Genomic DNA, 22,844 nt, shown 5'->3' with positions numbered 1-22,844 from the left:
CACCCGCGAGGGTGACCGGCGGTGCAAACTCCCGCCGCACCGCCGTGCGCTGGTCGCACTCGTGTACCTACGTCGCCACGACACCCTCGCCCGTACCGCTGCGGCCTTCGGGATATCCGTCGGCACCGCCCACGCCTACGTCACCGCGGTCACCGGTCTGCTCGCCGAGCAGGCGCCGGGCCTGCTGAAGACGCTGCGCGTGCACGACCCGGACTTCGTCCTCCTGGACGGCACGCTCGTAGAGTGCGACCGCGTCGGCGACGGCAGAGCCGACTACTCCTCGAAACACAAGCGGCACGGGGTGAACGTGCAGGTCGTCACAGACCCGGCCGGCGAGATTCTGTGGCTGTCGCCGGCGCTGCCGGGCCGGACGCACGATCTGACGGCCGCCCGCACCCACAAGCTCCTCCGGATCTGCGCACACCAGGGCGTCCCGATCCTCGCCGACATGGCCTGCATCGGTGCGGGCGACTGGATCACCACCGCCAAGCGCCGCCCGCCAGGCGGTGAGCTCACCCTCACCGAGCGGAGCATGAACCGGGCCCTGTCCGCAGCCCGCGCACCCGTCGAACGAGGCATGGCACGGCTGAAGTCCTGGCAGATCTTCCGCAGATCCCGTATCAGCCCCAACCGCATGAGCGTCATCACCAAAGCCGTCCTCACCCTGGAGAAACAACGCTGAAAGCGCTCACTGGGCCGTGGTCTGGGCCTACGCCGATCCGCACTGCTCGATGCAGGTGATCAGCTTCGACCCCGAGCAGGCCCAGGAGGTCTTCACTACCGCCCGAGGGCAGGCGGAGACGCGCGAGGGTCTGCGGTACGACTCCCGTCAGGAGTGGCAGGGGAGTTCCCTGTGAGCGAGCAGATGTACAAGATCCGGGTCTTCAGCAACGAGCCGGAGTTCAAGCCCAGCGGCGGTGCGGTGTACGAGGTTGTGGACGCGACCAAGGAGTACGCCGACTCCCACGTGGAGCGGGCCAAGGCCGAGCACCCGGAGTGGTCGTTCTACGTGGAGGCCCAGTGACGAACCGCGTGTGCTCCGAGTGCGGCGATCCGGCCGTCCAGGCCAAGCCCACCGGCTGGGTCCCGGCCTGGGGCCCGGCGCCTGAGTGGTCCCACCAGGACGGCTCCTCCTCTGCCCCGTCGTGGGCGACAACGGATACGAACCCTGCCAGCCGGAGGTTGTGTGATGGCCATAGCTCTGCACGACGGCAAGCCCTATAAGACGCCCCCGGTCCTCCAGAAGGCCATCGCGCGGGCCATGGGTCCGGAGGCCCGGAAGGTCCTGCGGGAGTACCGGGAGGAGCTGGCGTACCCGGACCGCGTTTCCCAGGTCGTGGACCAGGCGCCGCCCCTGACCGACCAACAGTGGGCCTGCATCCGGGTCTTGTTCATGGGCAGCGCGCCGTACGTCACGCGCCAGGCCTGAAGCACGACGAAAGCGCCCCGCCATTATCTCGGTGACGGGGCGTTTCGCTGTCCGTTCAGCGCTTCCAGTCGATCCTGATCGACTCGTAGAAGGCCGTGTCCCCACTGTGGCCCCGACCCATGGGCAGGATCGTGACGTCCATCAGGGTCTTCACCACCGAGCGGCGCCTGTCCAGCTCCAGGGCCTGCCAGGCCTTGGCGACGTCAGGGGCGCCGACCAGGCCGACCAGGGGGTCACGCCTGCCCGCACGCGCCAGGCCCTTCGTCAGCCCTTCGAGTTGAGCCCTGGCGGCGTCCGAGCCCTCGGTGAACTGGGCCATGTCGATGGCGCCGGAGCCGAAGAGGGCCGCGAGGTCCTTGAGCCGCTGATGGACCTGATCGCTCTGGACCTGGAGGGCGGCCACGTCGATGTCGTCAGGGCCCGGCTCCAACAAATCCACTGCGTCCGGCCGGGACAGCCGCTCTACGATCACGTCGGAGATGTACTTGTCCACCTTCTCCGCCTGACGGGAGCCTCCGTGCCCTGTGACACAGCGATAGCTGGGCTTCTGGGAGCTTCCAGCCCGGCCACACTTGACCTTCTCCGTGCAGTCCTTGACACCGCACCCGTAGAGCAGGGAGCCCAGCCACTTCGGCTTCGAGCCCCGTGCCGAGGTGCGAGAGGGGTTATTCAGAAGGGCCACGACGCCCCGGAACTGCGCCTCGGTTACGAGGGGCTCCCAGGAGCCGTGACCGATCTCCTGGCCCTGGTAGACGGCGATGCCCGCGTTCCTCGGCCGCAGCAGGAGGAGGCGGGTGTCCGTGGGCCGGATGACGTTGCCCTGGGTGGAGGTGATCCCCTTGTCCTTCAGCCACTTGGCGAAGCCCTGGATCGAGCCGCCGGAGAGGAGCAGCTCGGTGCCGTACTTAACTGCGGCGGCCTCCTCGGGGACGGCCTTGTCCATGTCCAGGACCGGGACCATGACCTCCTCGCCGGTGGCCTTGTCGATCTTCTTGCGCATCTCACTGGTGGACACGCCCCAGCCGAAGGGGCGGATGCCTCCTCCCCATTCGCCCGCCTTGGCCTTCTGCTGGCGCTTGCGGGCCACGCGGGCCCCCTTGTGCTCGGACTCCTGCCGGGCCACGGCTCCGAGGATGCGGGCCGTCATCCGGCCGTGAGGCGTGGAGAGGTCGATCAGCCCGGCCTGGACGGTGTGCGTCAGCACGGAACGCCGCTCGGAGAGGGCGATGTACTCCTCCAGCTCGGTGGGGGAGCGGTGGAGACGGTCGGTGTGCCAGGCGAGGACCACCGTGGCGTCGCCGTCCTCCAGACCCTGGAGCATCTCCAGGTAGTCCTTGCGGGGCTTGCCGGAGTAGGCGGAGAGGTCGTTGTCCTCGAAGATCTTGACGACCTCGTACACCACCTCGGGTGTCGAGAGCCGCTTGGCGAGGGCGTGACAGTCCCCGATCTGACGTTCGGTGCCGAGATGGGCTCCGGTGCGGTCCTGCGAGATGCGGGCGTAGATGTAACAACGGATCACCCTGATCGCGGTGTTGAGGGTTTCCATGGCCCTGATTCTGTCATGGTTAAGTGTCTCAGGAGAGAGGTCGGGCGACCTACCCAGATGGCTGTGTTCACGACGGCCCCGGTGGCCCCGGCAGGTCCGGACACCCGGCACACCCGCACCGCGAAGGAGGAGGCCGCATGACCGGGACGACCGCTCACGGCACCGAGGTCGAGGGGCGCGCCCTGCCCGTCACCGACCTGTCCCTCGTGGTGCTGATCGGCGCCTCGGGTTCGGGCAAGTCCACCTTCGCACGCCGGCACTTCGCGCCGACCGAGGTCCTCTCCTCGGACGTCTGCCGGGGCCTGGTGGCCGACGACGAGAACGACCAGAGCGCGAGCGGCGACGCCTTCGACGTTCTGTACTACATCGCGGGCAAGCGGCTCGCGGCCGGCCGCCGCACCGTCGTCGACGCGACCAGCGTGCAGCCGGAGTCCCGCCGCCGGCTGATCGAACTGGCCAGGGAGCACGACGTCCTGCCCCTCGCGATCGTGCTCGACGTCCCGGAGGAGGTGTGCGCCGCACGCAACGCCTCGCGCGCCGAACGGGCCGGCGTGCCGCGCCGGGTGATCCAGCGCCACACACGGGAACTCCGGCGCTCCCTCAGGCACCTGGAGCGGGAGGGCTTCCGCAAGGTGCATGTCCTGCGCGGCGTCGAGGAGGTGGAGAACGCCACCGTCGTCACCGAGAAGCGCTTCAACGACCTGACCCACCTCACCGGCCCGTTCGACATCATCGGCGACGTCCACGGCTGCTCCGCCGAACTGGAGTCGCTGCTCACCGCGTTGGGCTACGACGACGGCGTGCACCCCGAGGGCCGTACCGCCGTCTTCGTCGGCGACCTGGTGGACCGCGGCCCGGACAGTCCGGGCGTGCTGCGCAGGGTGATGTCCATGGTGGAGTCGGGCGACGCGTTGTGCGTGCCGGGCAACCACGAGAACAAGTTCGGGCGGTACCTGAGCGGCCGCCAGGTCCAGCACACCCACGGCCTCGCCGAGACCATCGCACAGATGGAGGGCGAGAGCGAGGAGTTCCGGCAGCGGGTGCGGAGCTTCATCGCCTCACTGGTCAGCCACTACGTGCTCGACGGCGGCCGGCTGGTCGTGTGCCACGCCGGGCTGCCCGAGAAGTACCACGGCCGCACCTCCGGCCGGGTCCGCTCGCACGCGCTGTACGGGGAGACGACGGGGGAGACGGACGAGTTCGGCCTGCCCGTGCGCTACCCCTGGGCCGAGGACTACCGGGGCCGGGCGGCCGTGGTCTACGGCCACACACCGGTGCCCCGCGCCACCTGGCTCAACAACACCATCTGCCTGGACACCGGCGCGGTGTTCGGCGGCAGGCTCACCGCGCTGCGCTGGCCGGAGCGCGAACTGGTCGACGTACCGGCCGAGCGGGTCTGGTACGAACCGGCCAGGCCGCTGTCCACCGAGGCCCCCGGCGGTCACGACGGCCGGCCGCTGGACCTGGCGGACGTGTCCGGCCGCAGGGTGGTCGAGACCCGGCACGCGGGCAACGTGTCGGTCCGCGAGGAGAACGCGGCGGCGGCCCTTGAGGTCATGAGCCGCTTCGCGGTGGACCCGCGCCTGCTGCCCTACCTGCCGCCGACCATGGCCCCCGCGGCCGCCTCGCGCGCCGAGGGCTACCTGGAGCACCCGGTCGAGGTCTTCGCGCAGTACGCGCAGGACGGGGTGGCCCGGGTCGTGTGCGAGGAGAAGCACATGGGCTCGCGGGCGGTGGCGCTGGTGTGCCGCGACGCGGAGGCGGCCCGTGCGCACTTCGGGGTCACCGGCCCGACCGGTTCGCTGTACACGCGCACCGGCCGCCCGTTCCTTGACGACGAGGCGATGACCGAGGAGATCCTCGGCCGGCTGCGGACGGCGATCGGCGCGGCGGGGCTGTGGGAGCGGCTGGAGACGGACTGGCTGCTGCTGGACGCGGAGCTGATGCCGTGGTCGCTGAAGGCGTCCGGACTGCTGCGCGGACAGTACGCGGCGGTCGGCGCGGCCTCCTCGGCGGTGTTCCCGGGCGCGCTCGCCGCGCTGGAGGGCGCGGCGGCGCGCGGCGTGGACGTCGGCGACCTGCTGGCCCGCCAGCGCGAGCGGGCGGCGGACGCGGCCGCGTTCACGCAGGCCTACCGCCGCTACTGCTGGACCACGGACGGACTGGACGGGGTGCGTCTGGCGCCCTTCCAGCTCCTGGCGGCGCGGGGCCGCAGCCTTGCCGCCGTGGCGCACGACGAACAGCTGACGCTGCTCGACCGGATGGTCGAGCACGACGTCAGCGGCCTGCTGCGGACCACACGGCGGCTGTTCGTGGACACCGGGGACCCGGAGTCGGTGCGGGCCGGTGTGGACTGGTGGCTGGAGATGACAGGGCGCGGCGGCGAGGGCATGGTCGTCAAGCCGGTGGACGCCGTGGTGCGCGACGCGCAGGGCCGCCTGGTCCAGCCGGGCGTCAAGTGCCGCGGCCGCGAGTACCTCCGGATCATCTACGGTCCCGAGTACACGCGCCCGGAGAACCTGGCGCGGCTGCGGCAGAGGTCCGTCCACCACAAGCGCTCGCTCGCGCTGCGGGAGTACGCGCTCGGCCTGGAGGCGCTGGACCGGCTGGCGCGGGGCGAGCCGCTGTGGCGGGTGCACGAGGCGGTGTTCGGGGTGCTGGCCCTGGAGTCGGAGCCGGTCGACCCCCGGTTGTGACGCCCGGCGTGCGAGCGGTCCCCTCAGCCCACCAGCCGCAGGCGCCGCTCGCATCGCGCCAGGCGGATCGACTGGCCCCAGGTCAGTTCCAGGGCGTCGTGCTCCATCCCGTCGCCGAAGGCGATCAGGCGCTCCGACTCGACGGTGAGGCGCAGGCCCGCCCCGGCGGTCAGCTCGCCCGCCACCAGCGAGGTGCCGGTGACCGGTGAGGGCCAGGCCTCGCGGACGAACCACAGCAGCCGGTCCTCGGTGGGGCCGGGCAGGGGGAGACGGGCGCCGCGCTCCTGCCACAGCGACCGGAGCCAGCCCGTGGCCCCGGTCCCCGTCCCCACCAGCACCCCGGACGAGGCCTGGGCCTCGACGGCACCCCTGTCGCCGTCGAAGCCCAGGCGGTAGCGGGCCGTCTGATGGCCCGCCGCACCCAGGTAGATCTCGTTCAGCGCCACGAGCCGCTGCGTGTCGTCGGCGACCGCCTCGACCATGGTGAGCTCCTGGACCCGGGTGCCCGGCGCCAGGGCCGCCGGGAGCAGGGCCGCCGTGTCCCGCGCCCGGTGGCGTACCAGCACGCCGGGATTGCGGCCGGGGTCCGCGTCGATCCCGATGACCGGCTGCCCGGTCAGGTACTTGGCCGCGTTGGCCACCAGACCGTCCTGGCCCACCACGACGACCACGTCCTCGGGAGCGAACAGGAACCTGTCCAGGTCCGCGCGCTCCACCCGCGCCTGACGCCAGGTCAGCGGCAGTGCCGCCGCCACCTCGGCCAGGGCCTCGCGCGCCCTGCGGTGGCGCTCCACCACGTCCTCGATGGACCGCCCCCGCGAGCCCAGGAAGAACGCGGCCTGACCGTGCGTGCCGTGCCGGGCCACCAGCTCCTCGTACTCCGTGGTGCGGTGGACCAGCACGGCCCGCGGTGCGAGGCTCACGCCCCGTCCCCGGCGGCGGGCGCGCCGCCCAGCCGCGACAGCAGTCCGGTCAGCACGTCCGGCGACACCGTCACGCTGTCGATCCGCGGCAGGTTCTCCGCGAGCCGGGTGCCGGTCAGCGCGTGCAGCGTCGCGAGGTCGGCGTCGCTGTGCACCCGCAGCCAGGCCGCCTGGGCCTCGGCCCGTGCCTGGCCGACCTCCCGCGCGGCCCGCGCCTCGGCCTCGCCGAGCGCCACGGTCCGCCGGGCCTCGGCCTCGGCCAGCCGCACGGCACGCGTGGCCTCCGCCTCGGCGAGTTCGACGGCACGCTTGGCCTCGGCCTCCGCCAGCCGCACCGTCCGCGCCGCCTCGGCCTGCGCGCGCACCGCGTCCGCCGCCGCGTGCTCCTCCGCCTCCCGGCGCGCGTTCGTGCCGCGCTGCTCGACCAGCTGCTCCTCGCGGCGGGCGAGCTCGATCTGACTGGCCAGCTCGTTCTCCGCGATGGCGCGTTCGCGCTCCACGGCGACGGCCCGGCGTTCGTACGTCGCCCGGTCCGCCTCCTGCTGGATCTGCTCCCGGGCCGGCGTGCGCAGGGCCCGCTCGACCTCGGGTTCGGGGCGCAGCGCCACGACCCGGACCGCGACCACCTCGATGCCCGTGGCGGGCAGTCGGGGTTCCGCCGCCAGCCCGGCCGCGACCCGTTCCCGTACCGCCGAGACACCGTCGGCCAGGGCCGCCGACAGCGGCGTACGGGCCAGGACGTCCAGGGCGTGCTGCTGGGCGGTCTCCGTCAGCAGCGTCGAGAGCTGTTCGAGGGGCGCGCCCCGCCAGACGCCCGTGTCCGGGTCGATGGAGAAGTCCATGCGCTCGGCCGCGACGGCCGGGTCGCTGACGCGGAAGGTGACCGTCGTCTGCACCGCCACGTCCTGGAAGTCGGACGTGCGGGCGTGGAACGTCATCGCCAGTTCGCGGTCGTCCACCGGGACCTCGGACAGGGCCGCGGTCAGCGCGCGGTACCAGAAGCTGAGTCCCGGCCCGTCGTGGACCAGGCGGCCCGACCGCTGGTGCCGGATGTGCGCCGTCGGCGTCCCGCGAAGATGCCGCCAGCCGAAGCGCCGAGTGATGTCCGCCATCGTCCCCTCCACCTTTGTCGTCACTGAGACGATAATCAGTGGAGCGCTTATCGTCAAGAAGACGAAAGTAAACGGTCGAGAAGGGGGCGCCGGCTTCGTCAAGAAGGGGGTGAACAGGCACGCGAATGGTCAGGATGAAGTCATGGGATTCCATGTCGACTCCGAGGCCGGGCGGCTGCGCCGCGTCATCCTGCACAGGCCGGATCTCGAACTGAAGAGGCTCACCCCCAGCAACAAGGACGCGCTGCTGTTCGACGACGTGCTGTGGGTGCGCCGGGCCCGTGCCGAGCACGACGGGTTCGCCGACGTGCTCCGGGACCGCGGGGTCGCCGTCCATCTCTTCGGTGACCTGCTCACCGAGGTCCTGGACGTCTCGGCGGCCCGCTCGCTCGTCCTGGACCGGGTCTTCGACGAGAAGGAGTACGGGCCGCTCGCCACCGATCACCTGCGCGCCGCCTTCGAGACGCTGACGTCGCCGGACCTCGCCGAGGCGCTGGTGGGCGGTATGACCAAGCGCGAGTTCCTGGAGCGCCACCCGGAGCCCGTCTCGGTGGGCTTCCACGCGATGGAGCTGGACGACTTCCTCCTGGGGCCGCTGCCCAACCACCTCTTCACCCGCGACACCTCGGCATGGATATACGACGGTGTGTCCATCAACGCCATGCGCTGGCCCGCGCGGCAGCGGGAGACCGTCCACTTCGAGGCGATCTACCGGCACCACCCGCTCTTCGCCGGCCAGGGCTTCCACCTCTGGTCCGAGGGGCAGGCCGACTACCCCTCCACCATCGAGGGCGGCGACGTGCTGGTCATCGGCAGCGGTGCCGTGCTCATCGGGATGAGCGAGCGCACCACGCCCCAGGCCGTGGAGATGCTCGCGCACAAGCTCTTCGCCGCCGGGTCGGCGCGGACCATCGTCGCCCTGGACATGCCGAAGCGGCGCGCCTTCATGCATCTCGACACGGTGATGACGATGGTCGACGGCGACACCTTCACCCAGTACGCGGGCCTCGGCATGCTCCGCTCCTACACCATCGAACCCGGCGCCGGGGAGAAGGAGCTGAAGGTCACCGACCATCCGCCGGAGCACATGCACCGCGCCATCGCGGCGGCGCTCGGCCTGAGCGAGATCCGGGTGCTGACCGCCACCCAGGACGTGCACGCGGCCGAACGGGAGCAGTGGGACGACGGCTGCAACGTGCTGGCGGTCGAGCCGGGGGTGGTGATCGCCTACGAGCGGAACTCCACCACCAACACCCATCTGCGCAAGCAGGGCATCGAGGTGATCGAGATCCCCGGCAGCGAGCTGGGCCGGGGCAGAGGCGGACCCCGGTGCATGAGCTGTCCCGTGGAGAGGGACCCGGTGTCCGCATGACGTACCGTATGGGTCCACCCCAGGTTCGCATAGAAATGTGGGGCATCGTATAGACTTCCATTCGTCCTCGTGTTCGCCCCGTCTTTCCCGTCATCCCTGGAGCGCCCCATGGCGACTGTCCCCACCGCCCTCGCCGGACGCCACTTCCTGAAGGAGCTGGACTTCACCGCCGAGGAGTTCCGGTACCTGATCGACCTGGCGGCGGAGCTCAAGGCGGCCAAGAGGGCCGGGGCGGAGACGCGCCACCTGGCGGGCCGGAACATCGCGCTCGTCTTCGAGAAGACCTCGACCCGTACGCGCTGCGCGTTCGAGGTCGCCGCCGCCGACCAGGGCGCCCACACGACCTACCTGGACCCCGTCGGCTCCCAGCTCGGGCACAAGGAGTCCGTCAAGGACACCGCCCGGGTCCTCGGCCGGATGTTCGACGCCATCGAGTACCGGGGGCACGGGCAGGGCGTGGTCGAGGAGCTCGCCACCTACGCCGGGGTCCCCGTCTACAACGGTCTCACCGACGAGTGGCACCCCACGCAGATGCTGGCCGACGTGCTCACCATGACCGAGCACAGCGACAAGCCGCTCACCGGGATCGCCTTCGCCTACCTGGGCGACGCCCGCTACAACATGGGCAACTCCTACCTCGTCACCGGCGCCCTGCTCGGCATGGACGTCCGCATCGTCGCGCCCCGGCTGCTGTGGCCGGACGACACGATCGTGGAGGTGGCGCAGCGGCTCGCCGCCGCCTCGGGCGCGCGCATCACGCTCACGGACGACGTGAAGGAGGGGGTGCGCGGCGCGGACTTCGTCGCCACCGACGTCTGGGTGTCGATGGGGGAGCCGAAGGCGGTCTGGGACGAGCGCATAGCGCTGCTGGGCCCGTACGCCGTCACCATGGACGTGCTGCGCGCCACCGGCAACGAGGACGTGAAGTTCCTGCACTGCCTGCCGGCCTTCCACGACCTCGGCACCGACGTGGGCCGCGAGATCCACGAGCGGCACGGGATGACCGAGCTGGAGGTCACCGACGAGGTGTTCGAGTCGGAGCACTCGGTCGTCTTCGACGAGGCGGAGAACCGCATGCACACGATCAAGGCCGTCCTGGTGGCCACCCTGGCCTGACTGGCCTGAGGCCGACGGCCGTGCCCGCCGCCACAGCGGGTCACCGGACCTTCCCGTACGATCCTCGGCGTGCCCGGAACCATCCCTTCCGCGGCCGTCGCGCGGCGGCACCCCCGTCGTATCCGTACCACCGAAAGAGCACTTCCCGTATGCCCGGCAGCCCCATAGGCCCCCTCCGCATCAAATCCCCCCAGAGGCTCGTCGCCGAATCCGGCGCCGATCTCTCCGGACATGGCCTCAAGCGCCATATGGGGCTGTTCCAGCTCGTCTGCTTCGGAGTGGGCGCGATCGTCGGCACCGGCATCTTCGTGGGCCTGTCCGACTCGGTCTCCCAGGCGGGCCCCGCCGTGGTGGTCTCCTTCATCCTCGCGGCCCTGACCTGCGTCTTCACGGCGTTCGCGTTCGCCGAGCTGGGGGGCGCGATGCCGGTCTCCGGGTCCTCGTACTCCTTCGCCTACGCCGGTCTCGGCGAGGGCACGGCCTTCCTCGTCGGCTGGTGCCTGCTGCTGGAGTACGGCGTGTCGGTGTCGGCCGTCGCGGTCGGCTGGAGCCAGTACGTCAACGAGCTGCTGCACAGCGTCGTCGGCCACCAGCTGCCCGCCGTGCTCTCGGCCGGGCCCTCCGACGGCGGCGTGATCAACCTGCCGGCCTTGATCGTCATCGCGCTGGCCTGCGTCCTGCTGGTGCGGGGCGTGCGGGAGAGCGCGCGGGCCACCGCCGCCATGGCCGTCCTCAAGCTCGCGGTCCTGGTCGTCTTCTGCGCCATCGGCTTCACCGCCTTCAAGCACGGCAACCTGACCCCGTTCGCGCCCGCCGGCATCGGCGGCGTCGGCGCGGGCACCACGGCCGCGTTCTTCTCCTACATCGGCTTCGACGCGATCACCACCGCCGGCGAGGAGGCCAAGAACCCGCGCCGGAACATCCCCATCGCGATCCTCGTCTGCATCGGCCTGGTGACCCTGCTGTACTGCGCGGTCGCGCTCGCCGCGATCGGCGCCATCGGCGGCCCCGGCGTGGGCGGCCGTCCCGCCGCGCTGTCCTACGTCGTCAACCAGGTCACCGGCTCCTCGGTCGGCGGCGGCGTCATCGCCTTCGGCGCGGTCGTCGCGATCGCCTCGGTCGTGCTCGCGGTGATGTACGGGCAGACCCGCATCCTGATGTCGATGGCCCGGGACGGCCTCGTCCCGCGCGTCTTCGAACGCGTCTCGCCGAAGACCTCCACCCCCGTCGCGGGCACCCTGATCGTGGCCGGCGTCTTCGCCGTGCCGGCGGCCTTCGCCTCCCTCGACTCCGTGGTCAACCTCTGCACCATCGGGACCCTCGCCATCATGGCCGTGGTCAACGTCGCGGTGATCGCCCTGCGCCGCCGCGAACCGGGCCTGACGCGCACCTTCCGGGTGCCGCTCTACCCCGTGGTGCCGCTGCTCGGGATCGGCTTCTGCCTCTACCTGATGTACGAGACCGGATTCGCGACCTGGGTGCAGTTCGCGGCGTTCGTGGCGGCCGGGGCCCTGGTCTACGTGCTCTACGGGCGCCGGCGCTCCCGGCTGCTGCTGGACGCCGAGGCGGCGACCGTGGCCCCGGACGAGGTCACGCCGGACGCCGCTGCCCGGGAATCGCGGGCAGTCTGAACCACACCGCCTTGCCCGACGCGGTCGGGCGGTGACCGCAGGACGAGCTGAGCGTGCGGATCAGCAGCAGACCCCGGCCGTGCTCCTGCCACGGGTCGGGGGCAGGGGCCGCCGGGTGCGTCAGATCGCCCGGCGGCGCCGGGTCGGGGTCGTGCACCTCGACCGTGCAGCCCGTCGGCAGCAGCTCCACCACCAGCTCGATGGGGCCGTCCCCCGCCGCGTGCTCCACGGCGTTCGCGACCAGCTCCGCGGTGAGCAGCTCGGCGGTGTCGCCGTCGGCCGCGCCCTGGCGCTCGGCGAGCGCCGTACGGACCAGCGCGCGGGCGACCGGCACGGCCGCGGTCGTGCTCGGCAGCGCGACGCGCCAGCAGGCGGGGGCGGGGGATTCGTACAAGGCGGTTCCGTCGGTCCGTGCGGGACGCAGGTGGTCCTGGTTTCAAACAAGAGGACAGAGGAATGGTACGGCCCGCCGCGAGCGGGGAGGGCGGCGGGCTTCACCCGGGCGATTCACCCGCGCGCGACCAACATATCGCGCCCTCCTGACGACAGTCACAGATGAGTGATAACTTCGGGGGAGAGGCAGCGCACCCCGCTGCTCCCGGCACCCAGGCACCACAGACAGCCGAGCCGCCCCCGCCCGAGGAGGCCGCACGTCATGAGTCCCTTCACCGGCTCCGCCGCCCGCACCCCCGACTGGCGCCACCTGCGGTGCGAGATCGCCGACGGCGTGGCCACCGTCACCCTGGCCCGCCCCGACAAGCTCAACGCGCTCACCTTCGGCGCCTACGCCGACCTGCGCGACCTGCTGGCCGAACTGTCCCGGGAGCGGTCCGTGCGGGCCCTGGTCCTGGCCGGCGAGGGCCGCGGATTCTGCTCGGGAGGCGACGTCGACGAGATCATCGGCGCCACCCTGGTCATGGACACCGCCCAGCTGCTGGACTTCAACCGGATGACCGGGCAGGTCGTCCGCGCCGTCCGGGAATGCCCCTTCCCGGTGATCGCGGCCGTCCACGGGGTGGCCGCGGGCGCCGGCGCCGTCCTCGCGCTCGCCGCCGACTTCCGGGTGGCGGACCCCTCCGCGCGCTTCGCGTTCCTGTTCACCAGGGTCGGGCTCTCCGGCGGCGACATGGGCGCCGCCTATCTGCTGCCGAGGGTCGTCGGACTCGGTCACGCGACCCGTCTGCTCATGCTCGGGGAGCCGGTGCGGGCGCCCGAGGCCGAGCGGATCGGGCTGATCAGCGAGCTGGCCGACGAGGGCCGCGCCGACGAGGCGGCCGGGACGCTCGCCCGCCGGCTCGCGGACGGACCGGCACTGGCGTACGCGCAGACGAAGGCGCTGCTCACCGCCGAACTGGACATGCCGCTCGCCGCGTCCGTCGAACTGGACGCCGCGACCCAGGCCCTGCTGATGAACGGCGAGGACTACGCCGAGTTCCACGCGGCCTTCACCGAGAAGCGGCCCCCGAAGTGGCAGGGGAGGTAGCCATGACCCGGTCCGCGCCGGATCGGCGCCCGCTGCGCGTGGCCGTCGTCGGCGGCGGCCCCGGCGGGCTCTACGCGGCGGCCCTGCTCAAACGCCTCGACCAGGCCCGCGAGGTCACCGTCTGGGAACGCAACGCCCCCGACGACACCTTCGGCTTCGGCGTCGTCCTCTCCGACGAGACCCTCGGCGGCATCGAGCTTGCCGACCCCGTCGTCCACGCCGCGCTCATGGACGAGTTCGTGCGCTGGGACGACATCGACATCGTGCACCGGGGCGTGTGCCACACCTCCTCGGGCCACGGGTTCGCCGCCCTCGGCCGGCGCAGGCTCCTGGAGATCCTGCACGAACGCTGCCGCTCGCTCGGCGTCGACCTGCGCTTTCGCAGCGAGGCACCGGACCCCGACCAGCTCATGCGCTCCCACGACCTGGTGATCGCGGCCGACGGCGTGCACAGCGGAGTCCGCGAGACCCACGCCGAGGTGTTCCGGCCCTCGGTGCGCACGCACCGCTGCCGCTACATCTGGCTCGCCGCCGACTTCGCCTTCGACGCGTTCCGCTTCGAGATCGCCGAGACCGAGCACGGCGTGATGCAGCTGCACGCCTATCCCTTCTCGGCCGACGCCTCCACGGTGATCGTGGAGATGCGCGAGGAGGTGTGGCGGGCGGCCGGATTCGCCGACCTGGACACCGACGAGACGATCGAGCGCTGCGCCAAGATCTTCACCGAGGCGCTCGGCGGCCGGCCCCTGCGCGCGAACAAGTCCACCTGGAGCACCTTCCGCACCGTCGTCAACGAGCGCTGGTCGCACGAGAACCTGGTCCTGCTCGGGGACGCCGCGCACACCGCGCACTTCTCCATCGGCTCGGGCACCAAGCTGGCGGTCGAGGACGCGCTCGCCCTCGTGGCCTGCCTGGAGGAGCATGAGGCGCTGCCGGCCGCCCTGGCCGCCTACGAGGAGGAGCGGCGCCCGGTCGTCACCTCCACGCAGCGCGCGGCCCGCGCCAGCCTGGAGTGGTTCGAGAACCTCGGGCTCTACGTGGACCAGCCCGCCCGGCAGTTCGCCTTCAACCTGCTCACCCGCAGCCGCCGGGTCACCCATGACAACCTGCGGCTGCGGGACGCCCGGTTCACCGAGGCGGTGGAGCGGGACTTCGGCTGCCCACCCGGCACACCCCCGATGTTCACGCCCTTCCGGCTGCGCGGGCTGACCCTGCGCAACCGGGTCGTGGTCTCCCCGATGGACATGTACTCGGCCAAGGACGGCGTCCCGGGCGACTTCCACCTCGTCCACCTGGGCGCACGGGCGCTGGGCGGGGCCGGCCTGGTGATGACCGAGATGGTGTGCGTGAGCGCCGAGGGCCGCATCACCCCGGGCTGCGCGGGACTGTACACCGGGCGGCAGGCGGAGGCCTGGCGCCGCGTCACGGACTTCGTCCACACCCGGTCCCCGGGCACCGCGATCGGCGTGCAGCTCGGCCACAGCGGCCGCAAGGGCTCCACCAGGCTCATGTGGGAGGGCATGGACGAGCCGCTGGGGGAGGGCGACTGGCCCCTGGTGGCGGCCTCCCCGATCCCGTACAAGGCGGGCAGCCAGACCCCCCGCGAGCTGACCCGTGCCCAGCTGACCGACATCCGTGAGCAGTTCGCCGGCGCCGCCTGGCGGGCCGCGCGCTGCGGCTTCGACCTCCTCGAACTGCACTGCGCCCACGGCTATCTGCTCTCCGGGTTCCTCTCCCCGCTCACCAACCGCCGTACCGACGCCTACGGTGGCACGCTCGCCAAGCGGCTGCGCTTCCCCCTGGAGGTCTTCGACGCCGTACGATCGGTGTGGCCCGAGGAGCGGCCCATGACCGTACGGATCTCCGCCACCGACTGGGCCGAGGGCGGCACCACGGCCGAGGAGGCCGTCGAGATCGCCCGCGCCTTCGCCGCGCACGGCGCCGACGCGATCGACGTGTCGACCGGCCAGGTGGTCGCCGAGGAGCAGCCGGAGTTCGGCCGCTCGTACCAGACCCCGTACGCGGACCGCATCCGCCAGGAGACCGGCATCCCGGTGATCGCGGTCGGCGCCATCTCCTCCTGGGACGACGTCAACTCCCTGCTCCTGGCCGGGCGTACGGATCTGTGCGCGCTCGCCCGCCCGCATCTGTACGACCCGCACTGGACCCTGCACGCGGCGGCCGAACAGGCCTACACCGGGCCGGGCGCGCCCTGGCCCGAGCCCTATCGCGCGGGCAGCCGCCGCCCCCAGACGGGCCGCACGGACGCCCCCAAACCCCGCCTGGAGCTAAGGGCTGTCCCGTAACCCCCAACGGGCGCGCGACGACAGCTACGGCACCTCGCCGCGTTGTCGGGTCGTCCGCATACGCCCAGTATGCGGACGACCATCCGCCTTGCGATGCACCGCATCCGACGCCGCGCGCTGATCCGCCGGGGATCACGGAACAGCCCTCAGGGCGTTGAACGGGCGGGCTCACACCCCCGCGAACCGCGCCCCCGCGTCCCGCAGCCGCTCGTGCAGCGCCTGGAAGACCGCGGCCGAGCGGGCTCCCGGCCAGTCGCCGGGCAGGAGTTCGGGGGGCAGGCCCGGGTCGGCGTACGGCAGATGGCGCCAGGAGTCCAGGGCCAGCAGATAGTCCCGGTACGCCTCCTCGCTCGGGGTGTCCTCGCGCGACTCCCAGGCGCGCAGGACACCCGCGTGCCGGTCCAGGAACTCCTCGTGCCGCGCGGCGACGGCCGCCAGGTCCCACCAGCGGGCCACCGCCTCGCCGGTCGGCGCGAAGCCGAGGTGCTCACCGCGGAAGAGATCCACGTAAGGGTCCAGGCCGAGCCGCTCCAGGGTGTGCCGGGTCTCCTCGTACAGGCGGGCCGGGGCGATCCACACCCCGGGAGCGGCGGTGCCGAAGCCGAGGCCCGCCAGCCGGGAGCGCAGCACATGCCGCTTCTGGCGCTCCGACTCCGGTACCGAGAACACCGCGAGCACCCAGCCCTCGTCCTTCGGGGGCGCCGTCGCGTACACACGCCGGTCGCCGTCGTCGAGAAGCTGACGCGCGTCCGGCGACAGGGCGTACCCGGCCGCGCCCGCGGCCGTACGGGCGGGCAGCAGCAGCCCGCGCCGCTTCAGCCGCGAGACCGAGGACCGTACGGAGGGCGCGTCCACGCCGACCGCGGCGAGCAGCCGGATCAGCTCCGCCACCGGCACCGGGCCGGTGGCGAAGCGGCCGTACGCGCCGTAGAACGTGACGATGAGGGACCGGGGAGCGTGCTGATCGGACACGTCCGCCACTCTAAGGGCTGTCCCGCGATCCCCAGCGGGCGCGCGACGTCAGCTACGGCACCTCGCCGCGTTGTCGGATCGCCCGCATACACCCAGTATGCGGACGACCCTCCGCCTTGCGATGCACCGCATCCGACGCCGCGCGCTGATCCGCCGGGGATCACGGGACAGCCCTTGGATCGTCCGGGTCACCCAAGATCACCGGCCGGGGCCCGGTCGGGTCCGGGCCCGGTGGTGCGCAGCCTGAAGCGCTGGAGCTTGCCGGTCGCCGTGCGCGGCAGCGCGTCGAGGAAGACGAACGCGCGCGGGCACTTGTACGGCGCCAGCTCGGCCTTCAGGAAGGTGCGCAGCATCTCCGGATCGCGCGGCGCGCCCGCCCTGAGCACCGTGTACGCCACCACGATCTGCCCGCGTGCCTCGTCGGGCCGTCCGACCACCGCCGTCTCCACCACGTCGGGGTGCCGCAGCAGGGCGTCCTCCACCTCCGGGCCCGCGATGTTGTAGCCCGCCGAGACGATCATGTCGTCGGCCCGCGCGACATAGCGGAAGTAGCCGTCGGCGTCGCGGACGTAGGTGTCACCGGTGATGTTCCAGCCACCCTGGACGTACGCGGCCTGCCGGGGGTCGGCGAGGTAGCGGCAGCCGACCGGGCCGCGCACCGCGAGCAGCCCCGGCTCCCCGTCGGGCACCGGCTCCCCGTCGGCGCCCTGCACCCGGGCCTGCCAGCCCGGTACCGGGACCCCGGTGGCTCCGGGGCGGGCGGCGTCGTCGGCGGCCGAGATGAAGATGTGCAGCAGTTCGGTGGCGCCGATGCCGTTGATGAGCCGCAGGCCGGTGCGCTCGTACCAGGAACGCCAGGTCGCCTCGGGCAGGTTCTCGCCGGCCGACACGCAGCGCCGCAGCGAGGTGATGTCCTGGTGGCCCGCGCGCAGTTCGTCGAGCATCGCGCGATAGGCGGTCGGCGCGGTGAACAGCACGGAGACGCGGTGCCCGGCGATGGCGGGCAACAGCTGCCGGGGGCCCGCCTGTTCGAGCAGCAGCGCGCTGGCCCCGGCCCGCAGCGGGAAGACGACGAGGCCGCCGAGCCCGAAGGTGAAGCCGAGCGGAGGGCTGCCGGCGAAGACGTCGTCGGGACGAGGAGCGAGCACATGCCGGGAGAAGGTGTCCGCGACGGCGAGCAGGTCCCGGTGGAAGTGCATACAGCCCTTCGGGCGACCCGTGGTGCCCGAGGTGAAGGCGATCAGCGCCACGTCGTCGGCCGCCGTGTCGCAGGGCGGGTACGGCCCCTCGGGCACCGGGAGGCGCAGCAGGTCGTCGGGTGCGTCGCCGCCGTAGGTGGTCAGGCGCAGTCCGGGGACGTCGGCCCTGGCCAGGTCCTCGACCGCACGCGCGTCGCACAGGGCGTGGCCGACCTGGGCGATCTCGCAGATCGTGCGCAGCTCGTGGGGGCGCTGCTGGGCGAGCACCGTGACGGCGACCGCTCCGGCCTTCAGCACCGCGAGCCAGCAGGCGGCCAGCCAGGGGGTGGTGGGACCGCGCAGCAGGATGCGGTTGCCGGGGACGACGCCGAGGCGGGCGGTGAGCGCGTGCGCGATCCGGTCGACGCGGGCCCGTACCTGGGCGTACGTCCACACGTCGCCGTCCGGGGTGCGGAAGGCGGGGCTGTCGGGGGCGCCGCCCTCCAGGAGTTCGACGGCGGCGTTCAGCCGTTCGGGGTAGCGCAGCCCGGGAAGGTCGAAGCACAGCTCGGGCCACTGCGCGCGCGGCGGGAGGTGGTCGCGCGCGAAGGTGTCCTGGTGCCCCGTGGGGACGGGCGGCACGGGTGGTGCCACCGCTCCCGCGCCGGCAGGCGTCGCGGACGGCGTCGTCGGGTCCCCGCTGTCCATGGCGCGCGCGGCCTCGGCGGCACCGGCGCCTATGGCGTCCCTCGGTTCCATGGCGGTACGCCCCTCGTCGTGGTGGGCTCGCGCAACGAGCGTATCGTGTTGGTGACGACAGTCAACGGTCCGCGATACGGTCGCGGTGTGCGGCCCACCCGGCCCGGGTGCGCCGCCAGGGAGAGGGGACCGGCAATGACCGCATTCTCACTCGATCCCACGCACACCGCCTGGTGTGCCCAGCTGCGCACCTGGGCCGAGGAGCGGCTGCGCCCGCTCGCGGAGAAGGGGGAGCCGGGCCGGGTCAACCGGGCGCTGGTCGCCGAACTCGGCCGACTCGGGCTGCTCGACCGCCTGTTCACCTCGGGCGCACTGGACCTGTGCCTCATGCGCGAGTCCCTCGCCTACGCCTGCACGGAGGCGGAGACGGCACTCGCCCTCCAGGGCCTCGGCGCGCACCCGGTCCACGCGCACGGGACACAGGCGCAGCGCACCCGCTGGCTGCCGGGCGTCCGGGCCGGCACCGCGATCGCCGCCTTCGCGCTGAGCGAGCCGGGCGCGGGCTCCGACGCGGCGGCACTGTCGCTCACGGCGACACAGGAGTCCGGCACCGGTCCGTCCGCCGGCTGGCGCCTCTCAGGCGAGAAGTGCTGGATCTCCAACGCCCCCGAGGCCGACCTCTACACCGTCTTCGCGCGCACCACCCCGGGCGCCGGCTCCCGGGGCGTGACCGCGTTCCTCGTACCCGCCGACCGCCCCGGGCTGACCGGGAGCCCGCTGGACATGCTCTCCCCGCACCCCATCGGCACCCTCCTCTTCGACGACGTGCACGTCACCGAGGAGGACGTCCTCGGTGAACCCGACCGGGGCTTCAGGGTCGCGATGAGCACGCTCAACCTCTTCCGGCCCAGCGTGGGCGCCTTCGCCGTCGGCATGGCGCAGGCCGCCCTGGACGCGACGCTCACCCACACGGCGGGACGGGACGCCTTCGGCGCCAAACTCAAGGACCTCCAGACCGTCGCGCACCAGGTCGCGGAGATGGACCTGCGGGTGGAGGCCGCCCGCCTCATGGTGTACGCGGCGGCGACGGCCTACGACGACGGGGCCCCGGACGTCCCGCGCCGCTCGGCCATGGCGAAGCTGCTCGCCACCGAGACCGCGCAGTACGTCGTGGACGCCGCCGTCCAACTGCACGGCGCCCGCGCCCTGCACCGAGGGCACCTCCTCGAACACCTCTACCGCGAGGTGCGCGCGCCACGGATCTACGAGGGCGCCAGCGAGGTCCAACGCGCCATCATCGCCAAGGAGTTGTACGCCACCGTGGAGGCCCCGTGACCAGCGAGCAGTCCGACGTCGTGCGGATCAACCCACCGACCCTCTCCCCGCCCACCGGCTTCACGCACGCCGTCGTCGCCACCGGCACCAGGGTGGTGTTCCTGGCCGGGCAGACGGCCCTGGACCCGGACGGAAAGGTGACCGGCGACCTGCTCACCGAGCAGTTCGAGGTCGCCCTCATCAACCTGCTCACGGCTCTGCGGGCGGCCGGGGGCACTCCGGCGGACCTCGCACGACTCACCGTCTACGCCGTGGACGTCGCCGACTACCGCGCGAACGCCCCCGAACTCGGCCGCATCTGGCACCGGTTGGCGGGCCGGACCTACCCCGCGATGGCGGTGGTGGGCATCACCCGACTGTGGGACGAGAAGGCCCTGGTGGAACTGGACGGGTTCGCGGTACTGCCGTGAGCCGCGGGCTCGGAGCTTGGCCGGAGAGCATGCCGCCAGCAGGGCCCTGACCTGCGAAGGAAGCTCCGGTCGGGTGGCTGCCGAGCAAGCTCATCAAACCTCTGGTGCGAGGGTTGTCTGTCGGCCGGTCTCTCCGGGTCGTATGGTCGATGCATGATCTCGGGCAGCGGCGGGGGACCGTTCGACGGCGGCACGCAGTTCACGGCGGAGGGCCTGGTGCCCGTCCTCCATGAGGCGTGTGAGACGGCCGGACTCGACTCCCGAGGAGCCGAATTGCTGCGGCTGGGGTCGAACGCGGTCTACCGCCTGGCGTCGATACCGGCCATCGGTGGGCAGCCTCGCAGGGGGCGACATCGCCGGCACGGGCAAGGGCTCGAGCCTCCATCGCATGGAACTGTGCACGCAACGTCGGTGTAGCCACCGGCGAAATGCTCATGAGGGCGGCCCGCGCGAGCGTGGCAGCCTCGGTGTACCGCCCCAGGAACGTCGCCTGGTGGCTCATCGCTGACAGGACGCTGCCTGCGAGCCGACGGTCGTTGGCATCCTGGGCGAACCGGAGGGCCTGGAGAAGAATCCGCTGCCTGTAGCTTCTGGGGACGTGGACTCAGGGTAGGGGCCGACACTGACAGAGCCCCGCGGTTCGGCCCGGATTCCGGCGGATACGCTCGGCAGCATGATTCGTGCTGTGATCTTCGATGTCGGCGAGTGCCTCGTGGACGAGACCACCGAGTACGGAACCTGGGCCGACTGGCTCGGCGTCCCCCGCCACACCTTCCACGCCATGTTCGGTGCCGTCATCGCGCAGGGCCGAGACTACCGTGAGACCTTCCAGGAGTTCCGGTCCGGCTTCGACCTGCACGAGCAGCGGGAGGCCCGGGCCGCGGCCGGGAAGCCGGAGCACTTCGGCGAGGACGACCTGTACCCGGACGTCCGTGATGCGCTCGCGGCGCTCCGCGCGGACGGGCTCTGGCTGGGCATCGCCGGGAACCAGACGGTCCGCGCGGGCGGGATCCTCCGTGAGCTGTTCACCCCGGATGTCGACCTGATCGGCACGAGCGACGACTGGGGCGCCTCGAAGCCCGACCGCGCGTTCTTCGACCGCGTCGCCGAGGTTGTCCCGGCCGAGGTGGACGAGATGCTGTATGTCGGCGACCGTGTGGACAACGACATCCGCCCGGCCGCCGCCGCGGGGATGCGCACCGCGCTGGTGCGCCGTGGCCCGTGGGCGACGATCCAATGGCACAGCGAGGAAGCGGAGAGGCTCCCGACCTTCCGGGTCGAGAGCCTCCTCGAACTGTCGCCGCTTATCAAGCAGTTCAACGCGCCAGGGCGCTGACGGTAGTCGACCATCCGTACAGCCGGTCGTCCAGGTCGCGGACGCACTTCTCGTACTGGTGCGGCGCGAGCGCGCGCCGTACTTCTCGGACCCGCTCCATGCCCGTCGCGTACCAGGTGCGCTCCAGCTGGTCGAGCGCGCGGATGGCGTACCCGCACGCGGCCTCCGGCTCGCCGGCAGCTGCCTCGACGGCGGCCAAGTCCCCGAGCACCACGGTCACCTGCTTCTCCTCGGTCGGGCCGAGCGCGTCGAGGACGCCGAGGAGCGTGGTCCGGGCCTGCGGGAGGTGGCCGGCGCGTAGCTGGGTGTTGCCCTTGAAAGCGGCGAGCCGCACGGGGCTGAACCAGTCCAGCCACTCGGGGCTGTCGTGCTCGCTGCCGCGGGCGAGGGTGTCCTCGGCGTGCCCGATCAGGTGCAGCGCAGTACGGGTGTTGCCGCAGCGGGTCTCGCATTCCGCCTCCACGGCGTCGAGCCACGCCATCAGCTCCGCCGACGCCGGGCCTCGCCGGGCATAGGTCCGCGCGGCCGTCATCCGCTCGACCGCCGCGTCCCGCTGGCCCACCCAGGCCGGACCGAACGCGGTGTGGGCCAGGATCGCGCTGCCCAGCAGCGGGTCGTCAGCCTCGCCCGCCGCCTGGAGGGCGCACAGGTGAGTCTGCTGCGCGCGGTCGGCGTCGCGCATGTCGAAGAACTCGATCCGTCCGGCGAGCAGGTAGCTCTCGGCGAGCGCGCCGGCGATGCGCGCGCGGGTCCGTCCCGCGGTCTCGGGGAGCAGGGCGCAGCCGAGGGCGGCGTGGGCGATCGCGGAGGGATGCAAGGTGGCCGGGGCGACGGACCAGTACAGGCGCCGGTGCGCCCGGGTGACCGCCTCGTAGTCGTCGGCCGCGGTCGCGGGCTGCACGACCACGGCCTGTGTCGGCACGGCAGCGAGCCCTGCGGCGGCTCCCGTCGCGGTGAGTACGGTGCGGCGAGTGTGCTCGGTGGCGCCGCCGGGTCGGGTGAATCCCAGTGATTCCAGCTCCTGCCCGAGGAGCCGCGTGAGGTTCTGCGCCACGTCAGGTTGCGGCCAGGGCGGCGTCTCGGACTCCCACCGGCGTACCTGTCGGACCCCGACGCCGAGTGCGTCGGCGAGTTCCTGCTGGGAGCGGTAGCCGGCCGCGAGGCGGGCGGCCTTGAGGCGCATGTTGCCTGGTGTGCGGGTCATTGCGGCACCTCCGGTGTCGTACACGTGACTAGTGTCGGCGCGGGGCCCTGTTCTTGGCCAGGGGTACCTCAATCAGGGTAGTGAAAGTCCTCTTTG

General features: G+C 72.2%; 20 protein-coding genes and 2 pseudogenes. 14 read left to right on the top strand and 8 right to left on the bottom strand.

What is annotated here, in order from left to right; genetic code table 11:
- The 4 genes from AB0C59_RS20860 to AB0C59_RS20845 form a co-directional block, all read left to right on the top strand.
- Positions 1-682 (top strand): transposase family protein (locus AB0C59_RS20860; RefSeq protein WP_363006619.1); only part of this gene is annotated, 682 nt, incomplete at its 5' end.
- Between the two features lie 16 nt (positions 683-698).
- Positions 699-857: a hypothetical protein gene (locus AB0C59_RS20855; protein WP_363006617.1), complete on the top strand. Its 159-nt coding sequence runs from the start codon at positions 699-701 to the stop codon at positions 855-857.
- Positions 854-1,024, top strand: coding sequence for a hypothetical protein (locus tag AB0C59_RS20850; RefSeq protein ID WP_363006615.1), 171 nt, complete (start codon positions 854-856; stop codon positions 1,022-1,024). Before AB0C59_RS20855 ends, AB0C59_RS20850 begins: the two co-directional genes overlap by 4 nt.
- Positions 1,025-1,189: 165 nt before the next feature.
- Positions 1,190-1,429: a hypothetical protein gene (locus AB0C59_RS20845; RefSeq protein ID WP_363006613.1), complete on the top strand. Its 240-nt coding sequence runs from the start codon at positions 1,190-1,192 to the stop codon at positions 1,427-1,429.
- A 55-nt stretch (positions 1,430-1,484) separates the two neighbouring features.
- Here the strand turns inward: AB0C59_RS20845 and AB0C59_RS20840 are convergent, their stop codons facing one another.
- Complete coding sequence (locus AB0C59_RS20840) at positions 1,485-2,975, bottom strand: recombinase family protein (protein ID WP_363006611.1); 1,491 nt, start codon at positions 2,973-2,975, stop codon at positions 1,485-1,487.
- Positions 2,976-3,112: 137 nt separating this feature from the next.
- Here AB0C59_RS20840 and AB0C59_RS20835 point away from each other — a divergent pair, with 137 nt between their 5' ends.
- A complete protein-coding gene (locus AB0C59_RS20835; protein ID WP_363006609.1) occupies positions 3,113-5,671 on the top strand; it encodes a polynucleotide kinase-phosphatase in 2,559 nt (852 codons plus the stop codon).
- A 23-nt stretch (positions 5,672-5,694) separates the two neighbouring features.
- On the opposite strand, the gene AB0C59_RS20830 is transcribed toward AB0C59_RS20835, so the two are convergent.
- Together AB0C59_RS20830 and AB0C59_RS20825 are read right to left on the bottom strand one after the other, a co-directional pair.
- A complete protein-coding gene (locus AB0C59_RS20830; RefSeq protein ID WP_363006607.1) occupies positions 5,695-6,594 on the bottom strand; it encodes a hypothetical protein in 900 nt (299 codons plus the stop codon).
- On the bottom strand, positions 6,591-7,706 hold the full coding sequence (locus AB0C59_RS20825) for an SPFH domain-containing protein (protein ID WP_363006605.1): 1,116 nt from the start codon (positions 7,704-7,706) through the stop codon (positions 6,591-6,593). Before AB0C59_RS20825 ends, AB0C59_RS20830 begins: the two co-directional genes overlap by 4 nt.
- Before the next feature lie 142 nt (positions 7,707-7,848).
- Here AB0C59_RS20825 and AB0C59_RS20820 point away from each other — a divergent pair, with 142 nt between their 5' ends.
- The 3 genes from AB0C59_RS20820 (at position 7,849) to AB0C59_RS20810 (ending at position 11,825) form a co-directional block, all read left to right on the top strand.
- On the top strand, positions 7,849-9,078 hold the full coding sequence (locus AB0C59_RS20820) for an arginine deiminase (protein WP_363006603.1): 1,230 nt from the start codon (positions 7,849-7,851) through the stop codon (positions 9,076-9,078).
- Between the two features lie 108 nt (positions 9,079-9,186).
- A complete protein-coding gene (argF, locus tag AB0C59_RS20815; RefSeq protein ID WP_363006601.1) occupies positions 9,187-10,194 on the top strand; it encodes an ornithine carbamoyltransferase in 1,008 nt (335 codons plus the stop codon).
- 149 nt (positions 10,195-10,343) lie between these two features.
- Positions 10,344-11,825, top strand: coding sequence for an amino acid permease (locus AB0C59_RS20810; protein ID WP_363006599.1), 1,482 nt, complete (start codon positions 10,344-10,346; stop codon positions 11,823-11,825).
- Here AB0C59_RS20810 and AB0C59_RS20805 read toward each other — a convergent pair.
- Entirely contained in the window at positions 11,785-12,219 is a 435-nt protein-coding gene (locus tag AB0C59_RS20805) for an ATP-binding protein (RefSeq protein WP_363006597.1), read from the bottom strand. The genes AB0C59_RS20810 and AB0C59_RS20805 overlap by 41 nt on opposite strands.
- Positions 12,220-12,480: 261 nt before the next feature.
- On the opposite strand from AB0C59_RS20805, the gene AB0C59_RS20800 reads away from it, so the two are divergent.
- Positions 12,481-13,308 carry an enoyl-CoA hydratase family protein gene (locus AB0C59_RS20800; RefSeq protein WP_363006595.1) on the top strand — a complete coding sequence of 276 codons (828 nt, stop codon included), beginning with the start codon at positions 12,481-12,483 and terminating at the stop codon, positions 13,306-13,308.
- Positions 13,309-13,310: 2 nt separating this feature from the next.
- The gene (locus AB0C59_RS20795) at positions 13,311-15,614 is read left to right on the top strand and encodes a bifunctional salicylyl-CoA 5-hydroxylase/oxidoreductase (protein WP_363006593.1); all 2,304 of its coding nucleotides are present in this window, start codon (positions 13,311-13,313) and stop codon (positions 15,612-15,614) included.
- Between the two features lie 168 nt (positions 15,615-15,782).
- On the opposite strand, the gene AB0C59_RS20790 is transcribed toward AB0C59_RS20795, so the two are convergent.
- Positions 15,783-16,595: a PaaX family transcriptional regulator C-terminal domain-containing protein gene (locus tag AB0C59_RS20790; RefSeq protein WP_363006591.1), complete on the bottom strand. Its 813-nt coding sequence runs from the start codon at positions 16,593-16,595 to the stop codon at positions 15,783-15,785.
- A gap of 179 nt (positions 16,596-16,774) precedes the next feature.
- A complete protein-coding gene (locus AB0C59_RS20785) occupies positions 16,775-18,406 on the bottom strand; it encodes an AMP-binding protein (protein WP_363006630.1) in 1,632 nt (543 codons plus the stop codon).
- A gap of 252 nt (positions 18,407-18,658) precedes the next feature.
- Between AB0C59_RS20785 and AB0C59_RS20780 the strand changes: the two genes are divergently transcribed.
- The 3 genes and pseudogenes from AB0C59_RS20780 to AB0C59_RS20770 all read left to right on the top strand — a co-directional run.
- Positions 18,659-19,798 carry an acyl-CoA dehydrogenase family protein gene (locus tag AB0C59_RS20780; protein ID WP_363006589.1) on the top strand — a complete coding sequence of 380 codons (1,140 nt, stop codon included), beginning with the start codon at positions 18,659-18,661 and terminating at the stop codon, positions 19,796-19,798.
- Positions 19,795-20,208, top strand: coding sequence for a RidA family protein (locus tag AB0C59_RS20775; protein WP_363006587.1), 414 nt, complete (start codon positions 19,795-19,797; stop codon positions 20,206-20,208). Before AB0C59_RS20780 ends, AB0C59_RS20775 begins: the two co-directional genes overlap by 4 nt.
- Before the next feature lie 153 nt (positions 20,209-20,361).
- Positions 20,362-20,535, top strand: a pseudogene (locus AB0C59_RS20770) (aminoglycoside phosphotransferase family protein); the annotation flags it as partial.
- Between the two features lie 4 nt (positions 20,536-20,539).
- On the opposite strand, the pseudogene AB0C59_RS20765 reads toward AB0C59_RS20770, so the two are convergent.
- Positions 20,540-20,776, bottom strand: a pseudogene (locus AB0C59_RS20765) (hypothetical protein); the annotation flags it as partial.
- A 105-nt stretch (positions 20,777-20,881) separates the two neighbouring features.
- Here AB0C59_RS20765 and AB0C59_RS20760 point away from each other — a divergent pair.
- Positions 20,882-21,544 carry an HAD family hydrolase gene (locus AB0C59_RS20760; RefSeq protein WP_363006585.1) on the top strand — a complete coding sequence of 221 codons (663 nt, stop codon included), beginning with the start codon at positions 20,882-20,884 and terminating at the stop codon, positions 21,542-21,544.
- On the opposite strand, the gene AB0C59_RS20755 is transcribed toward AB0C59_RS20760, so the two are convergent.
- Complete coding sequence (locus tag AB0C59_RS20755; RefSeq protein ID WP_363006583.1) at positions 21,525-22,748, bottom strand: helix-turn-helix transcriptional regulator; 1,224 nt, start codon at positions 22,746-22,748, stop codon at positions 21,525-21,527. The two genes, AB0C59_RS20760 and AB0C59_RS20755, sit on opposite strands and share 20 nt — an antisense overlap.
- Between the last annotated feature and the right edge of the window lie 96 nt (positions 22,749-22,844).

The sequence above is a fragment of the Streptomyces sp. NPDC048664 genome (assembly GCF_040650555.1).
GTDB lineage: Bacteria > Actinomycetota > Actinomycetes > Streptomycetales > Streptomycetaceae > Streptomyces.
The sequence above is the reverse complement of the archived record's forward strand: the minus strand, read 5'-3'. Positions and strand labels throughout refer to the sequence as shown.

Coding starts and splice junctions, on each gene's coding strand:
- AB0C59_RS20825 (WP_363006605.1), bottom strand. CDS start 7,706: ATGGCGGACATCACTCGGCGCTTCGGCTGGCGGCATCTTCGCGGGACG.
- AB0C59_RS20755 (WP_363006583.1), bottom strand. CDS start 22,748: ATGACCCGCACACCAGGCAACATGCGCCTCAAGGCCGCCCGCCTCGCG.
- AB0C59_RS20835 (WP_363006609.1), top strand. CDS start 3,113: ATGACCGGGACGACCGCTCACGGCACCGAGGTCGAGGGGCGCGCCCTG.
- AB0C59_RS20780 (WP_363006589.1), top strand. CDS start 18,659: ATGACCGCATTCTCACTCGATCCCACGCACACCGCCTGGTGTGCCCAG.
- AB0C59_RS20820 (WP_363006603.1), top strand. CDS start 7,849: ATGGGATTCCATGTCGACTCCGAGGCCGGGCGGCTGCGCCGCGTCATC.
- AB0C59_RS20795 (WP_363006593.1), top strand. CDS start 13,311: ATGACCCGGTCCGCGCCGGATCGGCGCCCGCTGCGCGTGGCCGTCGTC.
- AB0C59_RS20800 (WP_363006595.1), top strand. CDS start 12,481: ATGAGTCCCTTCACCGGCTCCGCCGCCCGCACCCCCGACTGGCGCCAC.
- AB0C59_RS20810 (WP_363006599.1), top strand. CDS start 10,344: ATGCCCGGCAGCCCCATAGGCCCCCTCCGCATCAAATCCCCCCAGAGG.
- argF (WP_363006601.1), top strand. CDS start 9,187: ATGGCGACTGTCCCCACCGCCCTCGCCGGACGCCACTTCCTGAAGGAG.
- AB0C59_RS20845 (WP_363006613.1), top strand. CDS start 1,190: ATGGCCATAGCTCTGCACGACGGCAAGCCCTATAAGACGCCCCCGGTC.
- AB0C59_RS20760 (WP_363006585.1), top strand. CDS start 20,882: ATGATTCGTGCTGTGATCTTCGATGTCGGCGAGTGCCTCGTGGACGAG.
- AB0C59_RS20840 (WP_363006611.1), bottom strand. CDS start 2,975: ATGGAAACCCTCAACACCGCGATCAGGGTGATCCGTTGTTACATCTAC.